General features: G+C 39.9%; 16 protein-coding genes and 1 tRNA gene. 10 read left to right on the forward strand and 7 right to left on the reverse strand.

The annotated features are described in order from the left end of the window. Positions 1–337 precede the first annotated feature (337 nt). From D1164_RS21810 to D1164_RS21825, 4 genes are all read left to right on the forward strand, one after another. Positions 338–3070, forward strand: coding sequence for a SusC/RagA family TonB-linked outer membrane protein (locus tag D1164_RS21810; protein WP_172594587.1), 2733 nt, complete (start codon positions 338–340; stop codon positions 3068–3070). Positions 3071–3087: 17 nt separating this feature from the next. Further along, positions 3088–4746: a RagB/SusD family nutrient uptake outer membrane protein gene (locus D1164_RS21815; RefSeq protein WP_119352035.1), complete on the forward strand. Its 1659-nt coding sequence runs from the start codon at positions 3088–3090 to the stop codon at positions 4744–4746. An 81-nt stretch (positions 4747–4827) separates the two neighbouring features. Then, the gene (locus tag D1164_RS21820; RefSeq protein WP_119352036.1) at positions 4828–7707 is read left to right on the forward strand and encodes a hypothetical protein; all 2880 of its coding nucleotides are present in this window, start codon (positions 4828–4830) and stop codon (positions 7705–7707) included. A gap of 26 nt (positions 7708–7733) precedes the next feature. Next, positions 7734–9017, forward strand: coding sequence for a glycosyltransferase WbsX family protein (locus D1164_RS21825; protein WP_119352069.1), 1284 nt, complete (start codon positions 7734–7736; stop codon positions 9015–9017). A gap of 223 nt (positions 9018–9240) precedes the next feature. Here the strand turns inward: D1164_RS21825 and D1164_RS21830 are convergent. Both D1164_RS21830 and D1164_RS21835 read right to left on the reverse strand, forming a co-directional pair. Continuing rightward, positions 9241–9326: transfer RNA gene (locus D1164_RS21830), tRNA-Leu, on the reverse strand. Positions 9327–9484: 158 nt separating this feature from the next. Beyond that, positions 9485–9808: a hypothetical protein gene (locus D1164_RS21835; protein ID WP_119352037.1), complete on the reverse strand. Its 324-nt coding sequence runs from the start codon at positions 9806–9808 to the stop codon at positions 9485–9487. 188 nt (positions 9809–9996) lie between these two features. Here D1164_RS21835 and purL point away from each other — a divergent pair, with 188 nt between their 5' ends. Continuing rightward, positions 9997–13686 carry a phosphoribosylformylglycinamidine synthase gene (gene purL, locus D1164_RS21840; protein WP_119352038.1) on the forward strand — a complete coding sequence of 1230 codons (3690 nt, stop codon included), beginning with the start codon at positions 9997–9999 and terminating at the stop codon, positions 13684–13686. Between the two features lie 183 nt (positions 13687–13869). Beyond that, positions 13870–14463, forward strand: coding sequence for a hypothetical protein (locus D1164_RS21845; protein ID WP_119352039.1), 594 nt, complete (start codon positions 13870–13872; stop codon positions 14461–14463). Positions 14464–14606: 143 nt separating this feature from the next. On the opposite strand, the gene D1164_RS21850 is transcribed toward D1164_RS21845, so the two are convergent. The 4 genes from D1164_RS21850 to D1164_RS21865 all read right to left on the reverse strand — a co-directional run bounded on the left by D1164_RS21850 (position 14607) and on the right by D1164_RS21865 (position 17566). Next, positions 14607–15314, reverse strand: a complete 708-nt coding sequence (locus tag D1164_RS21850) for a BACON domain-containing protein (RefSeq protein ID WP_119352040.1) — start codon at positions 15312–15314, stop codon at positions 14607–14609. 25 nt (positions 15315–15339) lie between these two features. After that, positions 15340–16263 (reverse strand): hypothetical protein, encoded by a 924-nt coding sequence (locus D1164_RS21855; protein WP_119352041.1) that lies wholly within the window; start codon positions 16261–16263, stop codon positions 15340–15342. A gap of 124 nt (positions 16264–16387) precedes the next feature. After that, complete coding sequence (locus tag D1164_RS21860; protein WP_119352070.1) at positions 16388–16942, reverse strand: DJ-1 family glyoxalase III; 555 nt, start codon at positions 16940–16942, stop codon at positions 16388–16390. A gap of 114 nt (positions 16943–17056) precedes the next feature. After that, entirely contained in the window at positions 17057–17566 is a 510-nt protein-coding gene (locus D1164_RS21865) for an RNA polymerase sigma factor (protein WP_119352042.1), read from the reverse strand. 467 nt (positions 17567–18033) lie between these two features. On the opposite strand from D1164_RS21865, the gene D1164_RS21870 reads away from it, so the two are divergent. Continuing rightward, positions 18034–20076: a TonB-dependent receptor plug domain-containing protein gene (locus D1164_RS21870; protein WP_119352043.1), complete on the forward strand. Its 2043-nt coding sequence runs from the start codon at positions 18034–18036 to the stop codon at positions 20074–20076. 52 nt (positions 20077–20128) lie between these two features. Further along, complete coding sequence (locus D1164_RS21875; protein ID WP_119352044.1) at positions 20129–20569, forward strand: DUF5606 family protein; 441 nt, start codon at positions 20129–20131, stop codon at positions 20567–20569. On the opposite strand, the gene D1164_RS21880 is transcribed toward D1164_RS21875, so the two are convergent. Beyond that, the gene (locus D1164_RS21880) at positions 20561–21100 is read right to left on the reverse strand and encodes a 3'-5' exonuclease (protein WP_119352071.1); all 540 of its coding nucleotides are present in this window, start codon (positions 21098–21100) and stop codon (positions 20561–20563) included. The two genes, D1164_RS21875 and D1164_RS21880, sit on opposite strands and share 9 nt — an antisense overlap. A gap of 160 nt (positions 21101–21260) precedes the next feature. Here D1164_RS21880 and D1164_RS21885 point away from each other — a divergent pair, with 160 nt between their 5' ends. Together D1164_RS21885 and argS are read left to right on the forward strand one after the other, a co-directional pair. After that, positions 21261–22571 carry an OmpA family protein gene (locus D1164_RS21885; protein ID WP_119352045.1) on the forward strand — a complete coding sequence of 437 codons (1311 nt, stop codon included), beginning with the start codon at positions 21261–21263 and terminating at the stop codon, positions 22569–22571. Positions 22572–22670: 99 nt separating this feature from the next. Then, the gene (gene argS, locus D1164_RS21890) at positions 22671–24467 is read left to right on the forward strand and encodes an arginine--tRNA ligase (protein ID WP_119352046.1); all 1797 of its coding nucleotides are present in this window, start codon (positions 22671–22673) and stop codon (positions 24465–24467) included. The last annotated feature ends 532 nt before the right edge of the window (positions 24468–24999 follow it).

Below are 24999 nucleotides of genomic sequence, written 5' to 3' on the forward strand. Positions count from 1 at the left end.
ATCTTTTTTCATAGCCATCTAGCTCTTGTTGATTTGGAAATGCAAAGCTAGGTGGCTTATTATTTATTCATGTCCTTTTGTCGCTTGTCCTTATAAATCTATTTCCTCAGCGGTGTGGCTTTCATCTAAATAAAAATCCATACGATTTTAAAAAATAGGAAAATGAAACGAGTCATGATCTATCGCTTTTTAGATGGAACATTATAGATGGCGAGTTCCATTTTATGCCGTTAAAACAAAAAATTATAATGAAATGAAAAAATATAATAATATAAGATATTCCATTTTTTGGATAGTGTTGCTATTGGCAGCTTGTAATGTCTTTGGGCAACAAAAAATGATTCCCAAGGACACAATTATCCAATCAGAGAAGGATGATTTAATTCAATTGGGATTTGGTTTAAAACGGGAAAAGGGTGAATTAAGTGCTGCTGTAGGTATTATCAAATCAAGCGATATAATAAAAAGTTCTGCTATTAATCCTGCAAATGCCCTTTTTGGCAAAATTCCGGGATTGGCTGTTATGGAAAATGGAGGAGGAAGTTGGAGAAACGATCCGGATTTATTTATCAGGGGAACAGGAACCTCCGGAGATGCTTCAATCCTCGTTTTGGTTGATGGATTTGAGCGCCCGATATCCTCATTGTCAATACATGAAATTGAAAGTATTGAAGTATTAAAAGATGCTGCGGCTCTTGCCATGTTTGGGTTACGTGGAGCTAACGGGGTATTGCTCGTTACCACAAAAAGAGGTAATGACCAGGGGCAAAGTGTTTCCTTGTCTTATGAGCATGGAATTACCCGGGCATTCCGTTTACCTGAGTTTCAAAATTCATATGATTACGCTGTTTCAATGAATCAAGCAAGGTCTAATGACGGTTTGTCCCCTCTTTATTCTTCCAATGAGTTGAATTTGTTTAAATCCGGAAATTCACCATACTTTTATCCCAATGTCGACTGGATAAACGAGTCTCTGAGAGATTATGGCAATATGGATAACTGGAATGCTTCATTCCAGGGTAACATTAAAGGAATAAGATATTTCTCGATGTTAAATTATCAAACAGACAAAGGTCTGTTAGGTCCGGTAGGAGAAAATAAAGGGTATGATACCCAGTTAAGTTTTAATAAGTTTAATTTGCGTACCAATATAGATGTTGATTTGACAAAGTCAACCAACCTTAGTGTTAATTTAGGAGGGTATCTGCGTGAAAGCCAAAGCCCCGGAAACGGACAGGATAATATTATGTATTCACTTTTTTCAGTTCCCTCAGCAGCATTTCCGGTAAAGACATATAACAATAACTGGGGGGGCAGCTCTGCTTACGTTGCTAACCCGGTTGCTCAAATATCGGCATCTGGATATGGGATTCAATATGTCAGAGAGCTTTTTGTAGACGGAAGGTTGGAACAGGAATTAGATTTTATATTGGATGGTTTATCTGGTGAGCTTGCCATGTCTTATGATAATTCTGCAACTTTCATGGAAGGTAAAATAAAGCAGTTTGAGTACGAAACCCTTGATATAACGAAAGATCCCGATTCAGGAAATATTACGGATACTACCAGTAACTTTTTTGGAGAGGATACAGAACTATCTTACTATCATTTTCTGGGAAGTCAGTGGAGACGTGCAACATTTGAAGGGAATCTTAAATATTCTTATGATTGGGGAAACAGTAAACTAAACTCTGCGCTTATTTTTCAGCAGGATAATATGGTAAGAACGGGGCAGTTTAACACATTCATTCGTCGAATGATAGCCTTAAATGCGCACTATTCATTACGGGGAAAATATTTTGCTGATCTGTCCATGTCTTATAATGGAACAAATATTTTACCTGATGGTCAGCGGTTTGGTATGTTTCCCGCAGTTTCATTTGCCTGGAATTTGTCTGATGAAGATTGGTTTGATAGTAGGATGTTTAATTACATTAAGCTCAGAACTTCATGGGGGTTAGCCGGTAATGATCTGATTCCCCAGAATATTAATACAACCAAAATAATTGGAGCAGCAGGTTATTATTTTACATCTAATAATAATTATATCAGTGGTTTTAAAGAAGGGGCATTGGGAAATGCTGATGTAACCTATGAAACATCAAATAAGGTCAATTTGGGTATTGATGCAAAAATGTTTGAAAAATTAGATTTAACCGTTGATCTGTTTTATGATCGACGAAAAAATATTCTGGTTGAATCTTCAGGTCTGACTTCAGAAGTTTTTGGAAACTCAACAGGATTGACCAATACTGGCATTATTGAAAACAAAGGGTTAGAATTAGGATTAAATTTAGAGGATAAAATAGGAGATTTTGGCTATTTCATAAATGGACAGCTCTCTTTTGTACGTAATAAAATAATTGAAATGGGAGAGGAGTACCGGCCCTACGAGTACTTGAAACGTACCGGACGAAGTGTTGGTCAGGCTTTTGGCCTGGAGGCAATTGGTTTCTTTGAAGATGAAGCAGATATTCAAAGCAGTCCAAAACAGTTATTCTCTATCGTGAAACCAGGTGATATTAAGTATAAAGATCAAAATGATGACGGCGTAGTAGATGAGTATGATATTAAACCAATTGGCTATAATACAATAAATCCCGAATTATATTTTTCTGCTTCAATCGGAGCTGAATATAAGGGATTTGGTTTTGACGCTCTGTTTCAAGGCGCCGCAAATCAAACACAATACTTAAATACACCCAGTGTCTTCTGGCCTTTGAGAGGTTATACAACTATTTCAGAATCAGCAGCTGATAAAAGCTGGACCATAGATAACAAGAGTTCAGCAGTTTATCCAAGACTTACAACACAGGAGAATGCAAATAATTACAGACCGAATGATATATGGTTTAAAAATGGAGGTTATTTGAAGTTAAGGTCTGTTGAACTGTTCTACAATCTCCCTCACTCCTTGCTGTCAAATTTTAAGCTTTCTGAAATGCAATTGTATTTAAGAGCAACTAACTTGTTTTCAGTTGATGATATAAAAGTTGTTGACCCTGAGTCTGTTGGTGTCGGGTATCCAACGACAAAATTGTTCAGTATCGGAACTAAAATTGATTTTTAATTTAAAAAATTACTGTTATGAAATATATTAAATTATTATATATAGTGCCAATTCTTTCCCTTTTGTTCTGGAGTTGTGAAAAGTTGGACTATTCTGAAGCGAGTAATTATACACAGGATTATATTTTCTCTGATCCTCATTTTACGAATGCATTTCTTTCCAATATTTATAGTTATCTTCCTGCTGACTTTCATAGTATAAATGATGCTATGCGTTCCAATGCAACCGATGATGCTACGTTTGTCAATGCTTTGGCTATTGTGCATAAGTTCAATGATGGAACCTGGAGTTCGATACAAACTCTTGATTGCCAGTGGGAGAATATGTATGCCGGAATCAGGGCTTGTAACCTGTTTTTAACCGAAATGGAAAAAAACAGAAATTTTGAAGAATTACGTTACAACGACGATTATGAGTTAATAATGGAAAGGTATAAGCTGTATCCATACGAAGCAAGATTCCTTCGGGCATTTTTTTATTTTGAACTCATAAAAAGATATGGTGACGTACCTTTAATCACAGCTGTACTTTCCCAGGAAGAAGCAAATAATGTCACAAGGACTCCTTACAGTACAATTGTTGATTTCATAGTAGAGGAATGCGATGAAGTAAGTGCTGAATTACCTGTAACCTTTTTGTCAGTACCAGGTTCCGAAACGGGTAGGGCAACAAAGGGGGCTGCCCTGGCATTAAAAGCGCGTACTTTGTTGTATGCAGCCAGTCCTTTGCATAATCCTTCAAATAATGCAGAGAAATGGATTGAAGCTGCCAAAACTGCTAAGGATATTATCGATTCGGATTGGTATTCACTTGATGATTCCTATGAAAGTACTGTAAATAACCTTGCTTCTAAAGAATTAATTTTTGAAAGAAGGCAGGAATCCACTAATTCCTTTGAAAGGACCAATTTCCCTGTTGGAATTGAAGGCGGAAATACAGGAACCTGCCCTACTCAGAATTTGGTTGATTCCTATGAAATGAGTACAACCGGGAAAGGTATATTTGAACCTGGATCAGAATATGAACCGACCAATCCCTATGCTAACCGCGATCCAAGGCTCCACAAAACAGTTCTTTATAACGGAGCCGTTTTTAAAGGTAAATCAATTGAGATTTGGGATGGAGGGCTGAATGGTTCTCCTAAGTTAAATGCAACTAAAACAGGATATTACCTGAAAAAATATGTGATGGAAAGTGTTTCACTTGATCCAACAAATATAACTACAAGGGAACACGTCTGGGTTATTTTCCGTTTGAGTGAGATCCTGCTAAATTATGCTGAGGCTATGAATGAAGCCTTTGGCCCCATGAATACCGGTACAGGATCGCTTTTATTATCGGCAACTGATGCTGTCAACATGATAAGAGCGAGGGCAGGTATGCCTGATTTTCCAAACGGAATGTCCAAAGACGAGTTTAGAGATAAACTTATGAATGAAAGAAGGGTAGAACTTGCCTTTGAAGATCATCGTTTTTGGGATATAAGAAGATGGAAGATTGGTGCATCAACGAAAGATATTTATGGCGTTGAGGTGGCAAAAAATGAAACAGGTACTTTATCCTATTCAACAAAGTTGGTTGAAAACAGAATATGGGAAGACAAGATGAACCTTTATCCGATACCTCAGACAGAATTGTTTATAAATCAATCATTAGTTCAAAATAAAGATTGGTAAAAGATAGTATTAAGTACGTTGAGTGACAATGAATATAATCCCCATTCACATATTTGATGTGGAATTATTAAATCAATTCAAATGAAATATATCAAATCGTATATTCCGAATGTGTTTTTGCTGTTTATAATGTCAATCTTCTTGCCATTCCTATGTTCAGCAGAAAGTGTTGTTCGAAATGAAAACGGTAGTCTCGTTATTGAAAACCGTGATTTTAAATATGAGGTGACGCCACAGGGGAGGAACCTGCATTTTATCGATAAAGCGACAGGTAAAGATTATCTTGACAGTTCGGCAGAATCTTACGCAGCCACAGTTACGGTAGCAGGAACAGATTATTTAGTTAATTCTGTTGTTTTAAAAGGAAGCAGGTTAAAATTTTTTTTTGAAAGTTCCGGAGTATCAGCAGAGATAAATGTTGAAGGAAATCAGGAAGGAGTTATTTTTGAAATTATCAAAGTTGTTGGTGATGTTGAGGCGTTTAACTTTCTAAATATTCCATTAACACTTGAAGGAGTGCCAAATGAACCATTTGCAACATGTGCTCTTTCGATGAACCTTGAAACACATGTTCGTCAGCTTCCTGCACTTCAGACACATCTTTGGGCAACTTGTTATAACCGCTTTGGAATGGAAGGCGCTAAAATTACATTGATTGGTACTCCCATGGAGGATATATTACCGCGAATCAGGGCCGTAATGCAAAATGCCGAAGATATTCCATATTCTACAGCCGGTGGTGCCTGGGCAAAAATGTCGGAAGAGGGACGTGGTTCATACCATTTTAATTATGGTTCCCTTACAGAAGAAACCGTTGATGAATGGATCGAGATGTGTTCATCTGTTGGCTTCAATCAGATAGATAATCACGGAGGAGGAAAGGATTTTTTCAAATTTGGAAGTTTAGAGTTAAATCCGGAGAAATGGCCTGATGGCTGGGAGCATTTCAAACGGATCAATAAACGACTTCATGACGCAGGAATATCTTCAATTTTTCATACGTATGCTTTTTTTATCGATAAGAATTCGAAATATGTTACCCCTGTTCCCAGTGAAGATCTGGCTTATTTCAGAACCTTTACTTTAGCAGAATCAATGAGCGATACAGATACTGTTATCGTAGTAAATGAATCAACAGAAAATATTTCGACACTTACTGGTTTTTTAGTTCAGAATAGCCGGACTCTTAAGATCGGAAATGAATTAATTGAATTTGATGCCGTAACGAAAACTCCTCCCTATAAATTTACCGGTTGCAAGAGGGGATTAAATGGTACCAGAGTGGCATCGCATAGAGTAAATGAGAAAGCTCATCATTTAAAAGAGATGTTTGGTTTATTTGTCGCGGATCCGGAAAGTGATCTTTTTGTGGAAATAGCTCATAATCATGCCCGGATTGTTAACGAAAACAATTTTGATGGTATCTATCTGGATGCAATTGACGGAAGTAGAATCCTGGCAGATAAGGAGTATTACTGGTATTATAGCACCAAATTTGTAATTGAAATCATGAAAGCGTTAGATCGTCCCGTTGGTATGGAAATGAGTATGATGGAGCATCATTGGTGGCATTATCGTTCCCGTTGGCAGGCATGGGATACCCCACGACGGGGATTTAAAAACTTTATAGATTTTCATTCCGATAACATAAACGGCGGGTTGCTTCTCCCCATGCACCTTGGTTGGTGGTTGAATTTTACCTGGGGGCCTCCACAAGCTGAACGTACATTTCCTGATGATATTGAATATTTGTGTTGTAAAATGATTGGACACGATGCAGGGCTTTCTTTACTGGGAGGTGTTAGTGAAAAAGAGGTAACCAAATATCCTTCTTTTAGACGATTAAATGCTATTATTAAACAGTATGAAGGATTAAGACATGAAAAATATTTTGGAGAGGATATTAAAAAACTTTTGCGTCAACCTGGCAAAGAATTTACACTGTTTCAGGAAAATGATGCTTCGTGGAATTTTAAACCTGTTGTATACCATAAACAGAAAGTACTCGGAATCAATCAACCTTCCTCTAGTTGGATAGTTGATAATGGATTTGATTCACAGCCGGTTAAGTTTCGGATTGAATCATTGATGTCAGTTAAATCTTACGATGATCCGGATAATATTGTTTTAGCAGATTTTTCCGCGTCGGATGAATTTTCAAATACCGGAGCCGCAGAGGGAGTGTCAGGAGAAATAATCCATTCAAATGAAAAAACATTGGACGGTGAATCAGGTGGAATATTTAAGGCAAATAATTCGGGTGTTTCTCCCCGCAATGGTTCATGGATTTGTATGAAGAAGGAGTTTGAACCCTGGTTGGATCTTAGTCAGCATAAAGCATTAGGCGTTTGGATAAAAGGAGATGGAAACGGAGAAATCCTGGATTTTAGGCATGGAGGACCTTTTCACCTTTCACATGGTGCAATTGCAGGACATTACGTGAAAATTGATTTTATAGGATGGAGGTATTTTGAACTGGTAGAACTCGAATCTTCTGAATTTACTAATTATATATGGGACAATTCCAGTGTCATGGGTAATCTCTACCAATCCCACCACACTTGGATGGACTTTAAAAGCATTAATGAGTTTCAGTTGTGGTATAATAATCTGCCGGAAGGGAAAGAAAGCAATTGTATTATTGGCCCGGTGAAAGCAATCCCAATGATTTCAGGTATTATAGAAAACCCTTCCATTAAAATAGGAGAAGAAATAATTACCTTACAGGTTACATTAGAATCGGGAATGTACATCGAATTTAAGTCTGTAGAAGACTGTAAATTATACGGAGCCAACGGTGAATTTATTGAAAATGTACCGGTTCAGGGAAAGATTCCAGTATTAAAAAACGGCAGGAACCATGTTTCTTTTACCGGTAATTCACCAACTGGTATAAATCCGCGTATACAGGTGACTGTTATGAGTGAAGGGAAACCATTAAATAACACACATTTACATTAATTATACATTTCGATATGTTTTCAATAATGAAAAAAATAGAATCAGTGAAAATCAATAAACAAAAGTTTATCGTTTTAGGTTTTCAGGGTAGTGTTAAAAGTGCTGTTTTGAGTGTGCTGACCTTATTGGGTTTTCTCTTTTTTTGTGGGTGCACATCGTTTAACGGGCAGGAAGAAAAAACAAATGAGGATGAAGAATATTCTGTAGCAGCTTATATTTGGCCATCGTGCCATCATGATGAACGCTTTGGCGATATGCTTTGGCCTGAAGGTACAGGAGAATGGGAAGTCATAAAGAAAGGTACTCCCAGGTTTGAAGGACATTACCAACCCCGCCAGCCTTTATGGGGCTACGAAATGGACAACGACCCGAAGGTGATGGAAAGGTGGATTGATGCAGCAACAGAGCATGGGGTTAATGTTTTTATTTTCGACTGGTACTGGTTCGATGGAGGACCATTCCTGGAAAGTACGCTTAATGATGGTTTCCTGAAAGCAAAAAATAATTCGAAAATGCAATTTTATCTTATGTGGGCGAACCACGATGTTAAACGAAACTACTGGAACGTGCATAAGTTTAAAGATGATGCTTCGCTGCTTTGGGACGGATCTGCAGACTGGGACAACTTTAAAATTATAGTTGAAAGGGTAATAAATCAGTATTTCAAACAGCCTAATTATTTTAAAATCGATGACAAGCCTGTGTTTTCCATATTCAGTATAGGTAAATTGCTGGAAGGCTTTGGAGGGAGCATGGAAGAAGCAAGAAAAGCGCTGGATTATTTCAGGGAAGAAGTAAAAAAAGCCGGATTTCCCGGATTGCATATTCAATGGAATCAGGGGGGAGGTTCCATTATGTCGAAAGAAGCAGCTGCTCAATTTGTTGACTTGGTGGACATGATGGGTTTCAATAGTGTGGCCATGTACAACATGGGCGGGCTAAACGAAGATTACCTGGTTTACGGCGCCAATTCAATAAAAATAAGGGCACAAATGGATTCTATCCTGAATGTGCCGTTGTTCCCCTGTGTTTCTGTTGGTTGGGACGATACGCCAAGATTTCCTGCCAAAGGAATGAAGGATGTGGTGCATTATCATGATACACCTGAAAGTTTTGCAGCCTTGCTTTCCAAAGCTAAGGAATATGCTGACAGTCATCCCGAACAGCCCAAACTGATTACTATCAATGCATGGAATGAATGGGTAGAAGGAAGTTACCTTTTACCAGACATGAAATATGGTTTTTCTTATCTGGAAGCTGTAGAAAAGGTGATGAATAAAAACGATGCCAATAATTGCATAAAATATTAGCGATTTACCAGTAAGTAGGGTGTTAGGGAGAACTAATCATTCCCAGTTAGCATGTAACATTTAGAAGTAGCTGGATTAGTACAGAATCAGTATAATACTGGTTCTGTGCTTGCCGGAAAACTTAAATTCTATTCATGGATACATATCCCCAGAGCATCGAAGATTTAGAAAATGAATAACAAAAGCGCCTAAGTTTCTGAACTTAAGCGCTTTTGTTTGCCTGTGCCCGGAACAAGACTCGAACTTGCACAGCCAAAAACGGCCACCAGGCCCTCAACCTGGCGTGTCTACCAATTCCACCATCCGGGCAATAATTTAAAAAGAACGTTTTTTGTCATTTCCTGATGTGCTTTTACTCCGGATAGTTACCGGGACACCATCATGAAAATTACTATTTCAAAAATCGCGAGTGCAAAACTATAAAATTTCTTTAAACTGACACCTTTTTGAGGGAAAATGTTCGTTGTTCAGCGTTCATATTCTTTTTCGAACCGTGACTGGGAAATAATCCCGTTTTTTACCGTAAAGTAATAGCGTTCGGTCTTTTTTACTTCAGGAGAAACAATGGGGTCAAGAGTCAATTTCCCCTGGTTGATTTCCGTACTCCTGAGTTTTTCAGTTTTTTCAAAAACGTAAACAGAATTGGTATCGTTTTTAAAAATAGTTATAGGACTACCAAAATGTTCCTTCAGGATGGAAACGGGTTTCCCTGTAAATGACTTTTGTAGTTTGTGTTGTGTACTACAGGCAAAAATGAGTAGTATTGGTAATATAAATAGGAATTTTTTCATTGCTGTCAATTTTTTTCAAAGTAACCGAAAATTTTGAAAAATAGGAACTCAATCCCATGGTTCATTTTCTAATTTTAAGGTTGTTAAAAACTCCTTGGTTAATCCGGCAGGAGTGTCGCTGCAAACTTTGATTATTTTCTATCTTTGCGCTGTGTTATACAACATGTCATTACAAAATAAGCTGCAACATGATTCAATTTTTTAAAACTCAGGTTAGTTCGGTTATTGCTGTCGATTCTATCCAGCCGTTAAATGCAAACGATATCGAAAAACTGGTATGGTTATTTTCTGATGCCCAACACGTTCAGCAGGACAATCTGGAAGGATGGTTTATTGGTCCGCGAAGGGAAATGCTTACTCCCTGGAGTACAAATGCGGTGGAAATTGTCCAGAACATGGGGATTGAAGGTGTTGTGCGGATGGAGGAGTTTTTTCAGGTTGAAAATGAAAATGCAGCATTCGACCCGATGCTCCAGCGAAAGTACAACGGACTGTCACAGCGCATTTTTATTATCGAAAAACAACCGGATCCAATCCTGAATATTGAAGACATTGCCGATTATAACCAACAGGAAGGTTTGGCGTTGAGCGACGAAGAAATAGATTATCTCAACTCGGTGGCAACAGCCATGGGACGGCCGTTAACCGACGGTGAAGTATATGGTTTTGCCCAGGTAAATTCGGAGCATTGCCGTCATAAAATCTTTAACGGAACGTTTATTATCGATGGGAAAGAAATGGAGTCGTCTCTTTTTCAGTTGATTAAGAAAACATCGAGAGAGAACCCGAATAAAATAGTTTCAGCTTATAAAGACAATTGCTCGTTTGTTCAGGGGCCGGTGGCAGAGCAGTTTGCCCCGGAAACGCAGGATAAACCCGATTATTTTAAAGTAAAAGATATTGAAACGGTTATTTCGCTGAAGGCAGAAACACATAATTTCCCAACAACGGTAGAGCCGTTTAATGGCGCTTCCACCGGAACCGGAGGCGAAATTCGTGACCGGATTGGCGGAGGAAAAGGTAGTTATCCCATTGCTGGCACAGCCGTTTACATGACGTCGTACCCGCGTACCGAAGCCGGGCGTTCGTGGGAACAGGCTACTGAAGAACGTGATTGGCTTTACCAGACTCCGGAAGAAATTTTGATTAAAGCTTCCAACGGGGCCAGTGATTTTGGGAACAAATTTGGCCAACCGCTGATTACCGGTTCTGTACTGACTTTTGAACATTTTGAGAAATTTAAAAAATATGGCTACGACAAGGTAGTGATGCTGGCCGGAGGAATTGGTTTTGGCAATAAAAAAGATAGCCTGAAGGACGATCCCGGGAAAGGGGATAGAATTGTATTGCTGGGGGGCGACAACTACCGCATCGGCATGGGAGGCGGCGCCGTTTCTTCGGTGGCAACCGGTGAATTCGAAAACGCCATTGAATTGAATGCCGTGCAGCGGGCCAACCCTGAAATGCAAAAGCGGGTTTACAATGCCATCCGTGCATTAGCCGAATCAGATAAAAATACAATTATCTCCATTCACGACCACGGTGCAGGCGGTCACCTGAATTGTCTTTCGGAACTGGTAGAAACCACCGGAGGTAAAATTGATACCGCCAAGTTGCCGGTTGGGGATCCTACACTTTCACAAAAAGAAATTATTGGGAATGAGTCCCAGGAACGGATGGGCCTGGTGATGAAACCTGAAAATGTTGAACTGCTGAAACGAATTGCCGAACGCGAACGGGCGCCTATTTATGACATTGGTGAAACGACCGGCGACATGCAGTTTACATTTGAGAATTCAAAAACCGGTGAAAAATCGATCGACTGGCAATTGGGCTATATGTTTGGAAACCCGCCTAAAACAGTTTTGGAAGATACCACCGTTTTACCGGATTTTGAAGAAGTGGAATACAACCCGGAAGAGATAAATACCCTTGTGGAAAGTGTGATTCAGTTGGAGTCAGTGGCGTGTAAAGACTGGCTCACCAATAAGGTGGATCGTTCGGTTACCGGACGTATTGCCAAGCAGCAGGGAGCAGGTAAATTACACTTGCCGCTCAATAATGTGGGCGTGATTGCCCTCGATTATCAGGGCAGGGCAGGGGTGGCTACTTCCATTGGACACGCTCCTGTGGCCGGAATGATTGATCCTGCATGCGGTTCTGTTCTTTCCATTGCAGAGGCGCTTACCAACATTATTTGGGCGCCAATGACCGACCATATCCGCAGTATATCGCTTAGCGCCAACTGGATGTGGCCTGCTAAAAATTCGGGGGAGAATGCCCGGATTTACCATGCAGTGGAAGCTGCCAGTGATTTTGCCTGTGCGTTGGGAATCAATATTCCTACCGGGAAGGATTCCATGTCGATGACGCAGAAATATAAAAATGACGTAGTATATGCCCCCGGAACAGTAATTATTTCGGCCTCGGGCGAGGTTTCTGATGTGAAGAAAGTAGTGGAACCTGTTTTAGTGAATGACGAATCAAAAGAAATTCTTTTTGTCGATTTCTCGTTTTCTGAAAGGGAATTGGGCGGCAGCGCCCTGGCCCAGTCGGTCAACCGGATTGGTAAAACGGCCCCCACGGTAGAAGATGCTGCAAAGTTTGTTGCGGCATTTGACACCATTCAAAAACTGATTGAACAGGAACTAATCCTTGCCGGACACGATATTGGTTCGGGAGGGTTGATTACCTCACTGCTCGAAATGTGTTTTAGCAGTAATAAAGGCGGGATGAAGGTGGATTTGACAGGCATTGGAGAAAAAGATTTGGTCAAAGTTCTTTTCAGCGAAAATCCCGGGATTGTTATCCAGTGTGCTGACAGCGAGGTTGTAAAAAAACAACTCACCGAAAACGGGGTTGGGTTTATTTCGCTTGGCTTCCCGGTTCCATACCGGAAGGTACGAGTGAATAATTTTGAAACAGAAACAGATTTCGATATTGATTCCCTGCGTGACCTGTGGTTTAAAACATCGTATCTTCTCGACCGGAAACAGAGCGGAAAAGAACTGGCTTTGGAACGGTTCAAAAATTATAAAAAGCACGAACTGAAGTTTGATTTCCGGAATTTTACAGGGAACGCAGCCGATTATGGCATAGACATGAACCGCAGGAAACCCTCGGGGATTAAAGCAGCCATTATCCGCGAGAAAGGGGTAAATGGCGATCGCGAAATGGCGTATGCCATGTACCTGGCCGGAATGGATGTGAAAGATGTGCACATGACCGACCTTATTTCGGGACGTGAGACCCTGGAAGATTTAAACATGATTGTTTTTGTGGGTGGCTTTTCCAACTCAGATGTGCTTGGGTCGGCAAAAGGATGGGCAGGCGCTTTCAAATACAATGAAAAAGCCCGGATGGCTCTGGAGAATTTTTACCGCCGTGAGGATACCCTGAGCCTTGGGGTGTGCAATGGTTGCCAGTTAATGGTTGAACTGGGATTGGTTTATCCGGAGCACAGTATTCAGCCAAAAATGTTGCACAACGAATCGGGAAAATTTGAGTCGGCTTTCCTGAATGTGGATATTCTGGAAAATCAATCGGTTATGTTGAAAGACATGGAGGGGATGAAACTGGGAATTTGGGTCGCCCATGGCGAAGGAAAGTTTTACCTGCCTTTCAACGAAGGGGAATACAATATTCCGTTAAAATACAGTTCTGACGAATATCCAGCCAATCCTAACGGTTCTCATTTTGCGGCAGCCGCCATCTGTTCAGACAATGGACGGCATCTGGCCATGATGCCTCATCTCGAAAGGGCGTTTGCCCCCTGGCAGTGGGCTCATTATCCCGCTGAACGGAAAAAAGATGAACTGGCACCCTGGATTCAGGCATTCGTGAATGCAAGGAACTGGATTGATGCTCAAAGTCGTTAGCGATACTAACAGGCGTCGGGCTGAAAATAACCGGAGACGCGGAGAATAGTGGGTTTAATTCCCTGAGGTAAGGAATAACAGTATTGTTGATGCCGTTGATCGGGGTGATAAACGGAGTTTTCTTGTCGGAATTCGAGACAATACATTTATTTTTTTGTTAGCCACCATAAAAACCAAGAAAAAATGGATGATTATTTAAAACAGGATTTTTTTGAAAATGCATCAACTGATTCGATGACTTGGCTTGAGAATGCGGAATTTTTAAAAATATCAGCAGATTCTATATTTGACAAAATAATCACGACATATAATGATTATAAGAGAGAACAAAAAATTGAATCAAATTTTGACGTTAATTCTACAATAAATCGAAAAAGAGATAAAATAAATAATCTCGAAGACAGATTAAAATCATTTAGTAATACCTATTACTTATTAATTGGTTATTCTTTTGAGAATCTAATAAAAGGATTGTCCATTAAAAATAACCCACAAATGTCTTTCAATGACATTTATTCTAACAAATGGAGCAAGTATAAATCTGGACATGGTATAAGTGGTATCTGTAGAGAAAATATTATTAATCTTACTTCCAGCGAGATTGATTTATTACAAAGATTGGAGACTTATATCATATGGATAGGAAAATATCCTGTCGCAAAAAAATTAGAAAATCATATTAACGAATATGACAATAAGTACTTCGACAGTGATGATAAAGAATTAATTGATAATTTATTTGATAGAGTTAAAAATAGAATCATTGACAAAAGATAATTACGGTGGCTAACAACTGTATATGGCAGACGGGGCTCTTAGCGTTCTGACAAGTCAGACTTTGTACCTTCTGCCCTACCTGTCGGACACGATTTCTTCCAGAAATCCCGCCCTACCACATACAAGTGACCGTTGTAAACACCCTAAGGGTTTTGAGCTTCCAGTTTTAAATAAACAGGAATATTGTAGTGATTGTCATTGGCATTATTCAGTATTTTGACAACCCCTTCGTAAGTGCCTGGTTCCAGTCCGTTACTATTAATAGTAAAATGGATTGTTTCCGTGTGGTTTTGTTCCAGAAACCCCTGCTTTGTTTCAATGTTTAACCAGGAAGGCGAATCAGTTACTTCCCAGTATAAAATACCGTGTCCCCTGTTGACAATTTCAAAACCTCCTTCCAGTATATTTTCTATTATAAGGTTTGATGGCGTGACCTCCATTGTTGGATTGCCAAGGTGAGCCAGCATTATTGTGTAAGTGACAAATTGTGTTTCATCTACATCAAAAGTAAGGGGGAAGGTGTAAAAACCGAAGTCAAAGTAGAACTCATTCGGGTCTATTGTAAATTGAAGTACAGCATTCGAATTTTCAGATTTAAAACCCTCTTTGGGAGAAACATCCAACCAGATGGGAAACTGGAAAAGCCTCCAGTTGCATGCTTCAGATGTCTCAAACCCGAAATTGAGCTGGAATGGCTGGGTTTTGTTTGTGACAAAAATAGTGTCGGTGGTTATATTTTGCGTGGGAGGCTCTGTTTCAAGAAAGCTGTTATCACAGGAATTGAAACAGAGGGAGCCCAAAATGGCTATTCCAAACAAAAGATTTTTTATGGTGCGATATATTGAAGTCATCGGTTTTTTTTTACAGGTTACTATATTAGAGGTAGATTTTTATTCCGGCGCTGACATCGATTCGCGCTAATCCTCTCTGTTCTCCTTTTTCCAGTTTTATCTCCTGGGAGTGTGTTCCGTCGTCCAAATTGACTTTGGTGATGGTTGCCTGAAAAAAGTTGAGATGGATTCCCAGCGCAGTATTTCGTGTAATAAAATATTCGTACCCCAGTTCAGAGTTCCCGCCTAAAGCTTTCCCGGTTATCAGGATGGGGTTGTAAAAGAATGTTGATTCGTTGCGGAACATTGTTAATCCCAATGAAACCTGGCAATAAAATTTCGTTTTGGCCGGGGTAAGCCATTCATGATAATAAAATGACAGCCCGGCATAATTTGTGAATTCCTTGTCTTCGGCCAGGCCGTAATAAAGCATGGCCCCATCCTGCGGATCAAGAATGTCGGTGATGCTTCCGGACGATGTAAAGAACTGATAATCCAGTCCCAGTCCGTAATTTGGAGTGAGCATGTAATGAACCTGACCGGCTGCTTTTTCGCCCCATTTTATAGATTTAAAATAGGAATCCACTTTCTGCTCGGAAAATCCCTTCTTAATTAAATCCTGCTTGGCCTCTTTGGTTCCGGCAATGCGATAGCCAATGCCTCCATTTACCGAAATTTTCCATTTCGAATCGTGCGGTCTTGCACTTTCATATATTTCAGCATCAAGACCTCCGGGAAACGGGTCAGCCTCATTTTTTATCCAGGATTTTACGAAACGGCGCTCTTTCTGAAGCGTTGTTTTTACACCACCTACGTTTTTTTCGTAAGTGATTTTTTTGTTTGAAACACGTAGGATGTTACAGTTAATAGTGTCGCCTGCGGAGGTAATAATTTTATCCTGGGCGAAAACACTGTTCAGGCCGTTCAAAAAGAACAGCAATGTGATTAAGAGGAATGTTCTTTGGGTCATGTTGATTTTTCTATGTTTTGGGCGATAAAGATATACCTTTCTGTTCAATCCGGATGCTTAAAAGATATGTTGTACATACACTTTAACAGTATGTGTAGCCTGTTGTGATTTTAAGGATAATCCTTTATGGTTTAAAGATCATTTTTTTTGCCAGAGTGTCGGCCAGCTCTTTGCCTTTCAGTGATTCAACAATTTTGAGTGCAAATTTAATGGCCACTCCGGCACCTTTGCCGGTTATTATTTTTCCCGATGTTTCCACCTCGGCTCCGGTAACTTCGGCACCGGTCAGTTGATCCTCAAAGCCAGGGAAGCAGGTTGCTTTTTGGTTTTTCAGAATTCCGAGATGCCCCAAAACCAATGGTGCTGCACAAATGGCGCCCAGCGGTTTTCCATTTTTGTGAAAGTCGAGGATCCGGTTGTTCAATCCGGTGTGTTTTTTCAGGTTATTGGCTCCGGGTAATCCTCCCGGAAGTACGATCATCTCAATAGTGTTGTAATCCACTTCTTCAAAAAGCTGGTCGGCAGTAATTGTAATGTCATGAGAACCGGTTACCTCCGGTTTGCCTGTAACGGAAACCACGACCGTTTCAATAGCCGCACGGCGCAAAACATCAATGATACTCACGGCCTCAATCTCTTCAAATCCTTCTGCCAAATGAACGGCTACTTTTGTTTCCATATCGGTTAATTTTTGTATGTTAAAACTCCACAGGTCTTTAAGCAACGTTCAAAAATAAAAAAAGATCTTCGAAACCCGAAGATCTTTTTCAAGATGAGATTTTATTCAGTATCCTTAATTATTAGAATATTCGTACAGCGATTTTTCCAGCTTTTTACGTGTGAAAAATATCCGGCTTTTTACTGTCCCCAGTGGCAAGTCAAGCTGTTCAGCTATTTCTTTGTATTTGTATCCTTCCAGAAACATGGTAAAAGGTACCCGGTATTCATCTTCCAGCGCATTAATACTATTGTGTATCTCTTTTGTACTGTAAAATGAATCAGGTGCAGGATAAACTTTGTCTTTCGAGAACAAAAGATGGAAATCATTGTTTGAATCATCAAATGTGTTCCTTGTTTTTACGTTCCGCCGGTAATCATTGATGAACGTGTTTTTCATGATCGTATAGATCCACGCCTTGAAGTTTGTATTCTGGGTGAACTTGTCGCGGTAAGTCAATGCTTTTAACATGGTCTCCTGCAACAGATCGTCGGCACGTTCCGAATCGGAAGTTAAACTAAGTGCGTAGTAATGCAGTTTGTCTCTCAAACCGAGTAATGCGTTGTTAAATTGAACTTGAGTCATGGCGTTTTATTTTTAATTTGTCATTTTTAACTTTTGTCGAAACAAATATAGAATCCATAAAACAATTAAAAAAGATTTTTAACTCTTTTAGTAGTTGATTTTATCTATTGTAGATAAAAATTACTTATAAGGATCATTTTCTGTTTTAAAAAAAGTGGCATTTAAAATCATATCGTTGTAGTTAGATAAAATTGTGCCTAAAAAATGCAAATTGCATATGTGTCTTATTTGTAGATTAATATCTATGTTTATGTAAGACATAGTAGAAATATTGTGGATAAAATTACACACATTTGTTCTTAAATTACACAAATGGTATTTAGCTTATGATCGATATTAGAATTACAATCGGCCGAATTTAATTTTTCGACTATTTGGGCTGAATTTTCACTAAATCTTACCATTTATCATGTTAAAATCAGAATCGTATATTTGCCCGTTATTTTTTATTTAAATCTTATATTATTATGAAGGAGAAATTTCAAAAATGGAAGAAAAAGGAATGTTTGACATTCAAAAAGTGGGGGAGAAAAAACTTTTCCCTTTATTCCACTTTACGAAAAGAGGTGAAGATTTCCGTTCTGTCGGTTGCCTATTTTCTATTGGCTCCGGTGTTTTCCGTGGCTATGGAACCGGATACATCTGCCGTAAAAATGGAGTATGATCTGGAAGAGATTGAGGTTTCTGCATCGCGGGCACCTGCGTTGTATTCCGAAATTGCCCGTGTGCTTTCAGTTATTGAATCACAGGAGATTGAGCAGGCGCCGGTTACGAGTGTACAGGATCTCCTGGAATACGTTGCTTCGGTCGATATCAGGCAACGGGGTGCCGAAGGGGTTCAGGCAGATATCAATACGCGCGGTGGCACTTTCGACCAAACATTAATCCTCCTGAACGGAATCAACATCACCGACCCACAAACCGGCCATCACAATTTAAACCTTCCCGTTAGTTTATCCCAGATTGAACGCATCGAAGTCCTTGAAGGACCGGCTGCCCGTATTTATGGTCCCAATGCTTTTTCGGGAGCCATTAATATTGTAACCAAACAACCGGAAGACAAAACGTTATCAGCCCGGATTGACGGGGGAAGTTACGGGTATTTTAATGGCAACCTTGCCGGAAGTTTCAACACAGGTAAAATAGATCATTTGTTTGCCGGGAACAGGAAGCGCTCGGATGGCTATATTGAAAATACCGATTTTGGGATTTCCAACCTGTTTTATTCCGGTCAACTCCTTTCCGAAGCCGGAAAACTTTCAGTGCAGACAGGCGCTTCAGAAAAAGGCTTTGGAGCCAACAGTTTTTACTCTGCAGTTTATCCCAACCAGTTTGAACGCACCCAAACCATTTTTTCATCAGCAAAATGGGAATCGTTCTCAAAACTTCATCTGACTCCGGTGGTTTACTGGCGCAGACATTTCGATAAATTCCTGTTGTTCCGTGATAATCCTGATTTATATAAAAACCATCACCGTACCGACGTATGGGGCGCTAATCTCAATTCCTGGTTTTTATGGGAAGGGGGAAAAACAGCTTTTGGGGCCGAACTCAGAACGGAAAAGATCCTGAGCAACGTGTTGGGCGAAGAGCTTGGCGAACCGGTTGGTATTCGCGGTGAAGATGCTTTTTATACCCACTCAAAAACCAGGAGAATCGCTTCTGTTTTTTTTGAACACGTGTATTATCTGAACGACTGGATTTTTAGTGCCGGGGCCATGGCCAATCACATTTCTGACCGTGAGTTGGGCTGGAACTTTTTTCCGGGTGTTGATTTGAGCTACCAGTTTTCACCGGCGCTTAAAATGGTAGCCTCATGGAACACCTCTCTGAGAATGCCCACATTTACGGATCTCTACTATTCCGGGCCAACCAATATTGGAAATCCGGATTTAAAACCGGAAAGATCCCAGATATGGGAAGGCGGAATCAAATGGAACACCCCTTTTTTTAAAGGACATTTAACAGGTTTTTTTAATCGGGGGAGAAATATTATCGACTGGGTTAAATCAGATGGAGACCAGGAGCTTTGGCAGTCAATGAACCATACAACAATAAACAGCCGCGGAATTGAAATCAACTTACAGTATTTCCCCAATAAACATTTAGGGACGCAATGGCCCAATAAGATACAATTTAGTTATTTATACAATAATCAAACAAAAGAGCAGGGGGAACTGATTTCCTACTATGTGCTCGATAACCTTCGGCATAAGTTTGCGGCTTCTGTAAATCAGGAGATTCTGAAAAATCTTACCGTCGATTTGAAATTAATATATCAGGACAGAGAGGGGAACTTTACGCTGTACCAAAACCAGAAACCGGCGGGAGAAACGCCTTACAAGCCATTTTTTCTTACAGATGCAAAAGTACTGTATCAGATTTATCCTTTAAAAATTTATGTTTCGGCCAATAACCTGTTTAACAGAACCTATTTCGATCTGGGAAATATTGCTCAGCCCGGAAGATGGATGAAAGCAGGGATTTTATTCGATTTGAAATTTAACTAATCTTTATTTTTTCGGTTTTGCAAAAATTGTATATTCGCCAAAAAATAGAGTCATGTTAAAAGGAATATTAGCAATTTCAGGACAGGCAGGGTTGTTTAAACTCATTGCCGAATCGAAAAACAATATTATTGTTGAATCACTTGAAACAGGCAAGAGAATGCCTACTTATTCGACCTCGAAAATTTCGGCGCTCGAAGATATTGCCATCTATACCGACACAGAAGATGTCCCGTTAAAGGATGTATTTAAGACCATTTCAGAAAAAGAGGACGGTGGTGAGGCGATTAGCCATAAATCATCTGCCGATAAACTGAAAGCTTATTTTGGCGCGGTGCTGCCTGACTACGACCGTGACCGGGTTTATGTATCCGATATTAAGAAGGTGTTGTTGTGGTATAATATTCTTCGGGAAAAAGAGATGCTCGACTTTTCGGAAGAGGAGGAGACCAAAACGGAAAATTCAGAGGAGAAACAGGAAGGCGTTTCAGAATAGTTTCAGGTGACCTGCGGCGTCAATCTGATTGCGGCGTTCGTTTTCCCTGATTAAAAGCTCGAATAACTTTGTAGTTGCAAGTGCATCGCCGGCAGCGCGGTGCCTTGCATTTATTTCAATACCCATTGCAGCGCAGATTTTTCCCAGAGAATAGGAGGGGTGACCGGGAAATAATTGTCTGGATAATTTTACCGTACACAACGTTTTTCGATAAAAATCATACCCCAGTCGTTTGTACTCTTCTTTCACAAAGCGGTAATCAAAATGAACATTATGAGCGACAAAAATTCGTCCCGCGGTCATTTCTACTATTTTACGGGCTACCTCATAGAATTTGGGCGCGTCTTTCACCATTTCGTTCGTAATACCTGTCAAACGGGTTATAAAAAGGGGAATATCCATATCGGGCCTGATAAGAGAAGTAAACGAGCCCGTTATTTCAGAACCATTATGCTGGTAAATTGCAATTTCTGTAATCTGACCGAACTTATAGGTGCTCCCAGTGGTTTCTATATCAATTATTGCAAACAAAATTCTTAACAAATATATTTTTATTCTAAAGAAATATTTAAATTTGTTAAAAAATTTAGGAAAATCGGATCTTTTAAACAGGCAATTTTTCTAATAATATAAAATGACGCATAATATTTTTTACTTTAAAAATTAAAAATTTCTACTAAAAATAAAGATCATGAAAAGATTTACACTTTTTTTTCTTTCCCTTTTCATTCTGGGAAGTGCATTTGCCCAAAATGCAGAAAAAAAATGGGCCATTGGATTAGGACCAGGTTTGTATTATAACCTGGAAAAAGAGGACATGGGTTTTCTCGGCGAATTTTATATCAGCCGTTACCTGAGCCCGACTTTCGACCTGAGGTTAAAAACAGAAGGCGGTTTTGTTAGCGACGGGGTAGACATTATGAACCCTTCGTTAGACCTCCGTTTGAAGTTTTACAATGGTAAAATGTTGTCAGAAACCAGTGCCGTACAGCCTTATTTGTTTGGTGGAGTAGGGTACTTGTTTGATAATTTACAGGAAGGAGTCAATTTTAATGCCGGTGTGGGTAGCAAATTCCCCATTAGCCCGAATACTTCATTGTTCCTCGAAGCGGGTTATATTCACGGAATAGATGGGGAGCGTCACGTCAATGATCAATTAACAGATGTACATGATAATTTCCTGAAATTAGCCGGTATCATTGAGTTTGCTTTTGGAGCTGCCAAAGATTCGGATGGTGATGGTATTCCTGACAGAAAGGATAAATGTCCGGATACCCCTCCGGGAGTTCAGGTTGACGAGCATGGTTGTCCGCTTGATCGCGATGGCGACGGCGTTCCGGATTATAAAGATGATTGTCCGGATGAAGCAGGTGATCCAAAATTTAACGGATGTCCTGACAGCGACGGCGACGGCGTTCCGGATAAAGACGATGATTGCCCGGATGTTCCCGGATTGGCAAAATTCAATGGTTGTCCTGACTCTGACGAAGACGGCGTTCCGGATCACAAAGATAAATGTCCTGACACTCCGAGAGGTTGCCCGGTAGATGCCAATGGTTGTCCGCTGGATTCTGACGGCGACGGTGTAATAGATTGTGAAGATAAATGTCCGACTGAAGCCGGACCTGCTTCCAACGACGGATGTCCTGATTGGGCTGAAATTGAAATTCCAACGATTTATTTCGATTTCGATAAGTCTGAATTGAAACCGGAAGGTAAAAGCGAACTGGATAAACTGGTTCAAACGTTAAGCAATAGTAAGGAATATGATATTGTTGTAGCAGGTCATACCTGTAACATTGGTACAGACAAATACAACATGGGCCTTTCTGAAAAGAGGGCAGAATCAGTTGTGAAGTATTTGCTTTCAAAAGGTATTAGCAATGCTTATGTTGGTTCTAAATATTACGGTGAAGAAAAACCGGCTGTTCCGAATACTTCTCTTCAGAACAGGAAACAGAACCGCAGGGCTGAATTTGAAGTAGCCAAGGTGAGAAAATAAAAAGATGATGCAATAAAAAGGAAAAGCCTTGCCTTCGGGCAGGGCTTTTTTATTTCAAATACTTTATCTTTGTCGCTCTTTTTTAACTCAGTATTAACAATGAAAATCGAGCAGATAATCCATTCAACAGTCGCAAAAGCTTTAGAAGAACTTTATCGTTTTGAAGCTTCTGACGGCCAAATTCAATTGCAGGCTACCCGGAAAGATTTTGAAGGCGATATAACCCTGGTGGTTTTTCCGTTTCTGAAACATTCTAAAAAACGGCCGGAAGACACAGCTTCCGAAATAGGAGAATACCTTCAATCCCATATTGATGAGGTGTTACGATTTAACGTAGTAAAGGGCTTCTTGAACCTTGAAATTAGCAGCCGTTACTGGACAGGCGAATTAAAAGAGGCGTGGAGTAATGAAAGCTACGGATTTCAGAAAGCGTCGGAAAAAGCAGAACTGGCCATGGTGGAATATTCCTCTCCAAATACCAACAAGCCTCTTCATTTGGGGCATATACGGAATAATTTGCTCGGATTTTCTATTTCAGAAATATTAAAGGTTAATGGGTACCAGGTTGTTAAAACTAATATTGTAAACGACAGGGGAATCCATATTTGTAAATCGATGCTGGCGTGGCAAAAATGGGGAAATGGGAAGACTCCTGAGAATACAGGGAAGAAAGGAGACCATCTTGTCGGTGAGTTGTATGTGGCATTCGACAAGCATTACAAACAGGAGATTTCCGAACTTGAAGCAAAAGGCCTCTCGAAGAAAGAGGCTGAAGAACAAGCACCTTCCATACAGGAAGCAAGAGAATTGCTGCGTAGGTGGGAAGCCGGTGACTCCGAAGTTGTAGAGTTATGGAAAACCATGAACAGTTGGGTTTATGAAGGTTTTGATACTACTTATAAAAGGCTGGGAGTTGATTTCGATAAAATTTATTATGAATCCGAAACCTATCTTGTTGGAAAAGAAGAGGTGCTGCGTGGACTGAAAGAGGGCATTTTTTACCGGAAAGAGGACGGCTCTGTATGGGCCGATTTAACCGGCGACGGACTCGACAATAAGCTGTTGTTGCGAAGCGATGGTACTTCGGTTTATATGACACAGGACATTGGTACCGCCAAAATGCGTTTTAATGATTTCTCCATCAATAAAATGATATATGTGGTGGGTAATGAACAAAACTATCATTTCCAGGTGCTGGCGATTCTACTCGATAAATTGGGTTATGATTGGGGTAAAGGGCTTCACCACTTTTCCTATGGGATGGTAGAGCTTCCTTCCGGCAAAATGAAATCGAGAGAAGGAACTGTGGTCGATGCCGATGATTTAATGGAGGGTATGGTGCAGGTAGCAAGGGAAATGGCACAGGAACTGGGGAAACTCGATTCCCTTACACCGGAAGAGGCGGAAAGAACGTATGAAATTATTGCCCTGGGGGCGCTCAAGTATTTTATATTGAAAGTGGACCCCAAAAAGAATATGTTGTTTAACCCGGAGGAATCGATCGACTTTAACGGGAATACAGGACCGTTTATTCAATATACCTACGCCCGGATACAGTCGGTTTTGCGGAAAGCAGCAGAGAGGGAGTTGTTTGTGAATGAAAGTATTGACGATTTTTCAGGAGAAGTATCCTTAAAAGAAAAAGAGTTGATGAAAAAAGTTGCCCTGTTTCCCGATGCAGTGAAGGAAGCAGGCTCCGGATACAGTCCGGCTATCCTGGCAAATTATTGTTTTGAACTTGCCAAGGAATTCAATCAGTTTTATCACGACCATTCAATTTTGGGCGAAAAGGATATGCAAAAGCGTGATTTCCGATTGTTGCTTTCAGCTTCGGTTGGGAAAATAATAAAAAGAGGCCTGAAATTGCTTGGCATTGAAGTACCCGAGAGAATGTGAAAAGGGGGGCTTCCACCCCCTCGCTATATAAAAATTTTTCAGATTTAATGGTTGAAGGAAAAAGCACCTTCTAAATATATGTTCTGATTTTCGATAAAAGGTAACCCTCAAATCTGAAAAAATATTGAAAAAAGAATATATTGTCCGATTTGAGGGTTTATTCGTGTCAATTTGGCAGAGGTGGAGAAGTGAATGAATAATCGAATGTAAACCTCTTGTCTTTTTCAACGCACTCCCTGAAAATTGAAATATCTATTCCCTCAATCATACAAATAGGGGAGAGTGAACGAAGAAAATTGATTTTCTTCGTTTGAGGCGTGGATATAATTAGAAGCTACCCCGTTTTTCCCTAATTTCGTGACCAGAGTTAATTTGATGGTTTCAGATAAATGTCTCTTTTTGTCTGTTTATTTCATTTTTTTGGAATTGATACAAGTATTTGTTTTTTAGTATATTTGGAACGTTTTTTACGGATTGATAAAAATAAATTTTTCAATTTTTATTAAAAAGAGGGTTACCTTTTTTAAATTTA

Origin of the sequence: Mariniphaga sediminis (assembly GCF_003573545.1) — a bacterium.
Classification (GTDB): domain Bacteria; phylum Bacteroidota; class Bacteroidia; order Bacteroidales; family Prolixibacteraceae; genus Mariniphaga; species Mariniphaga sediminis.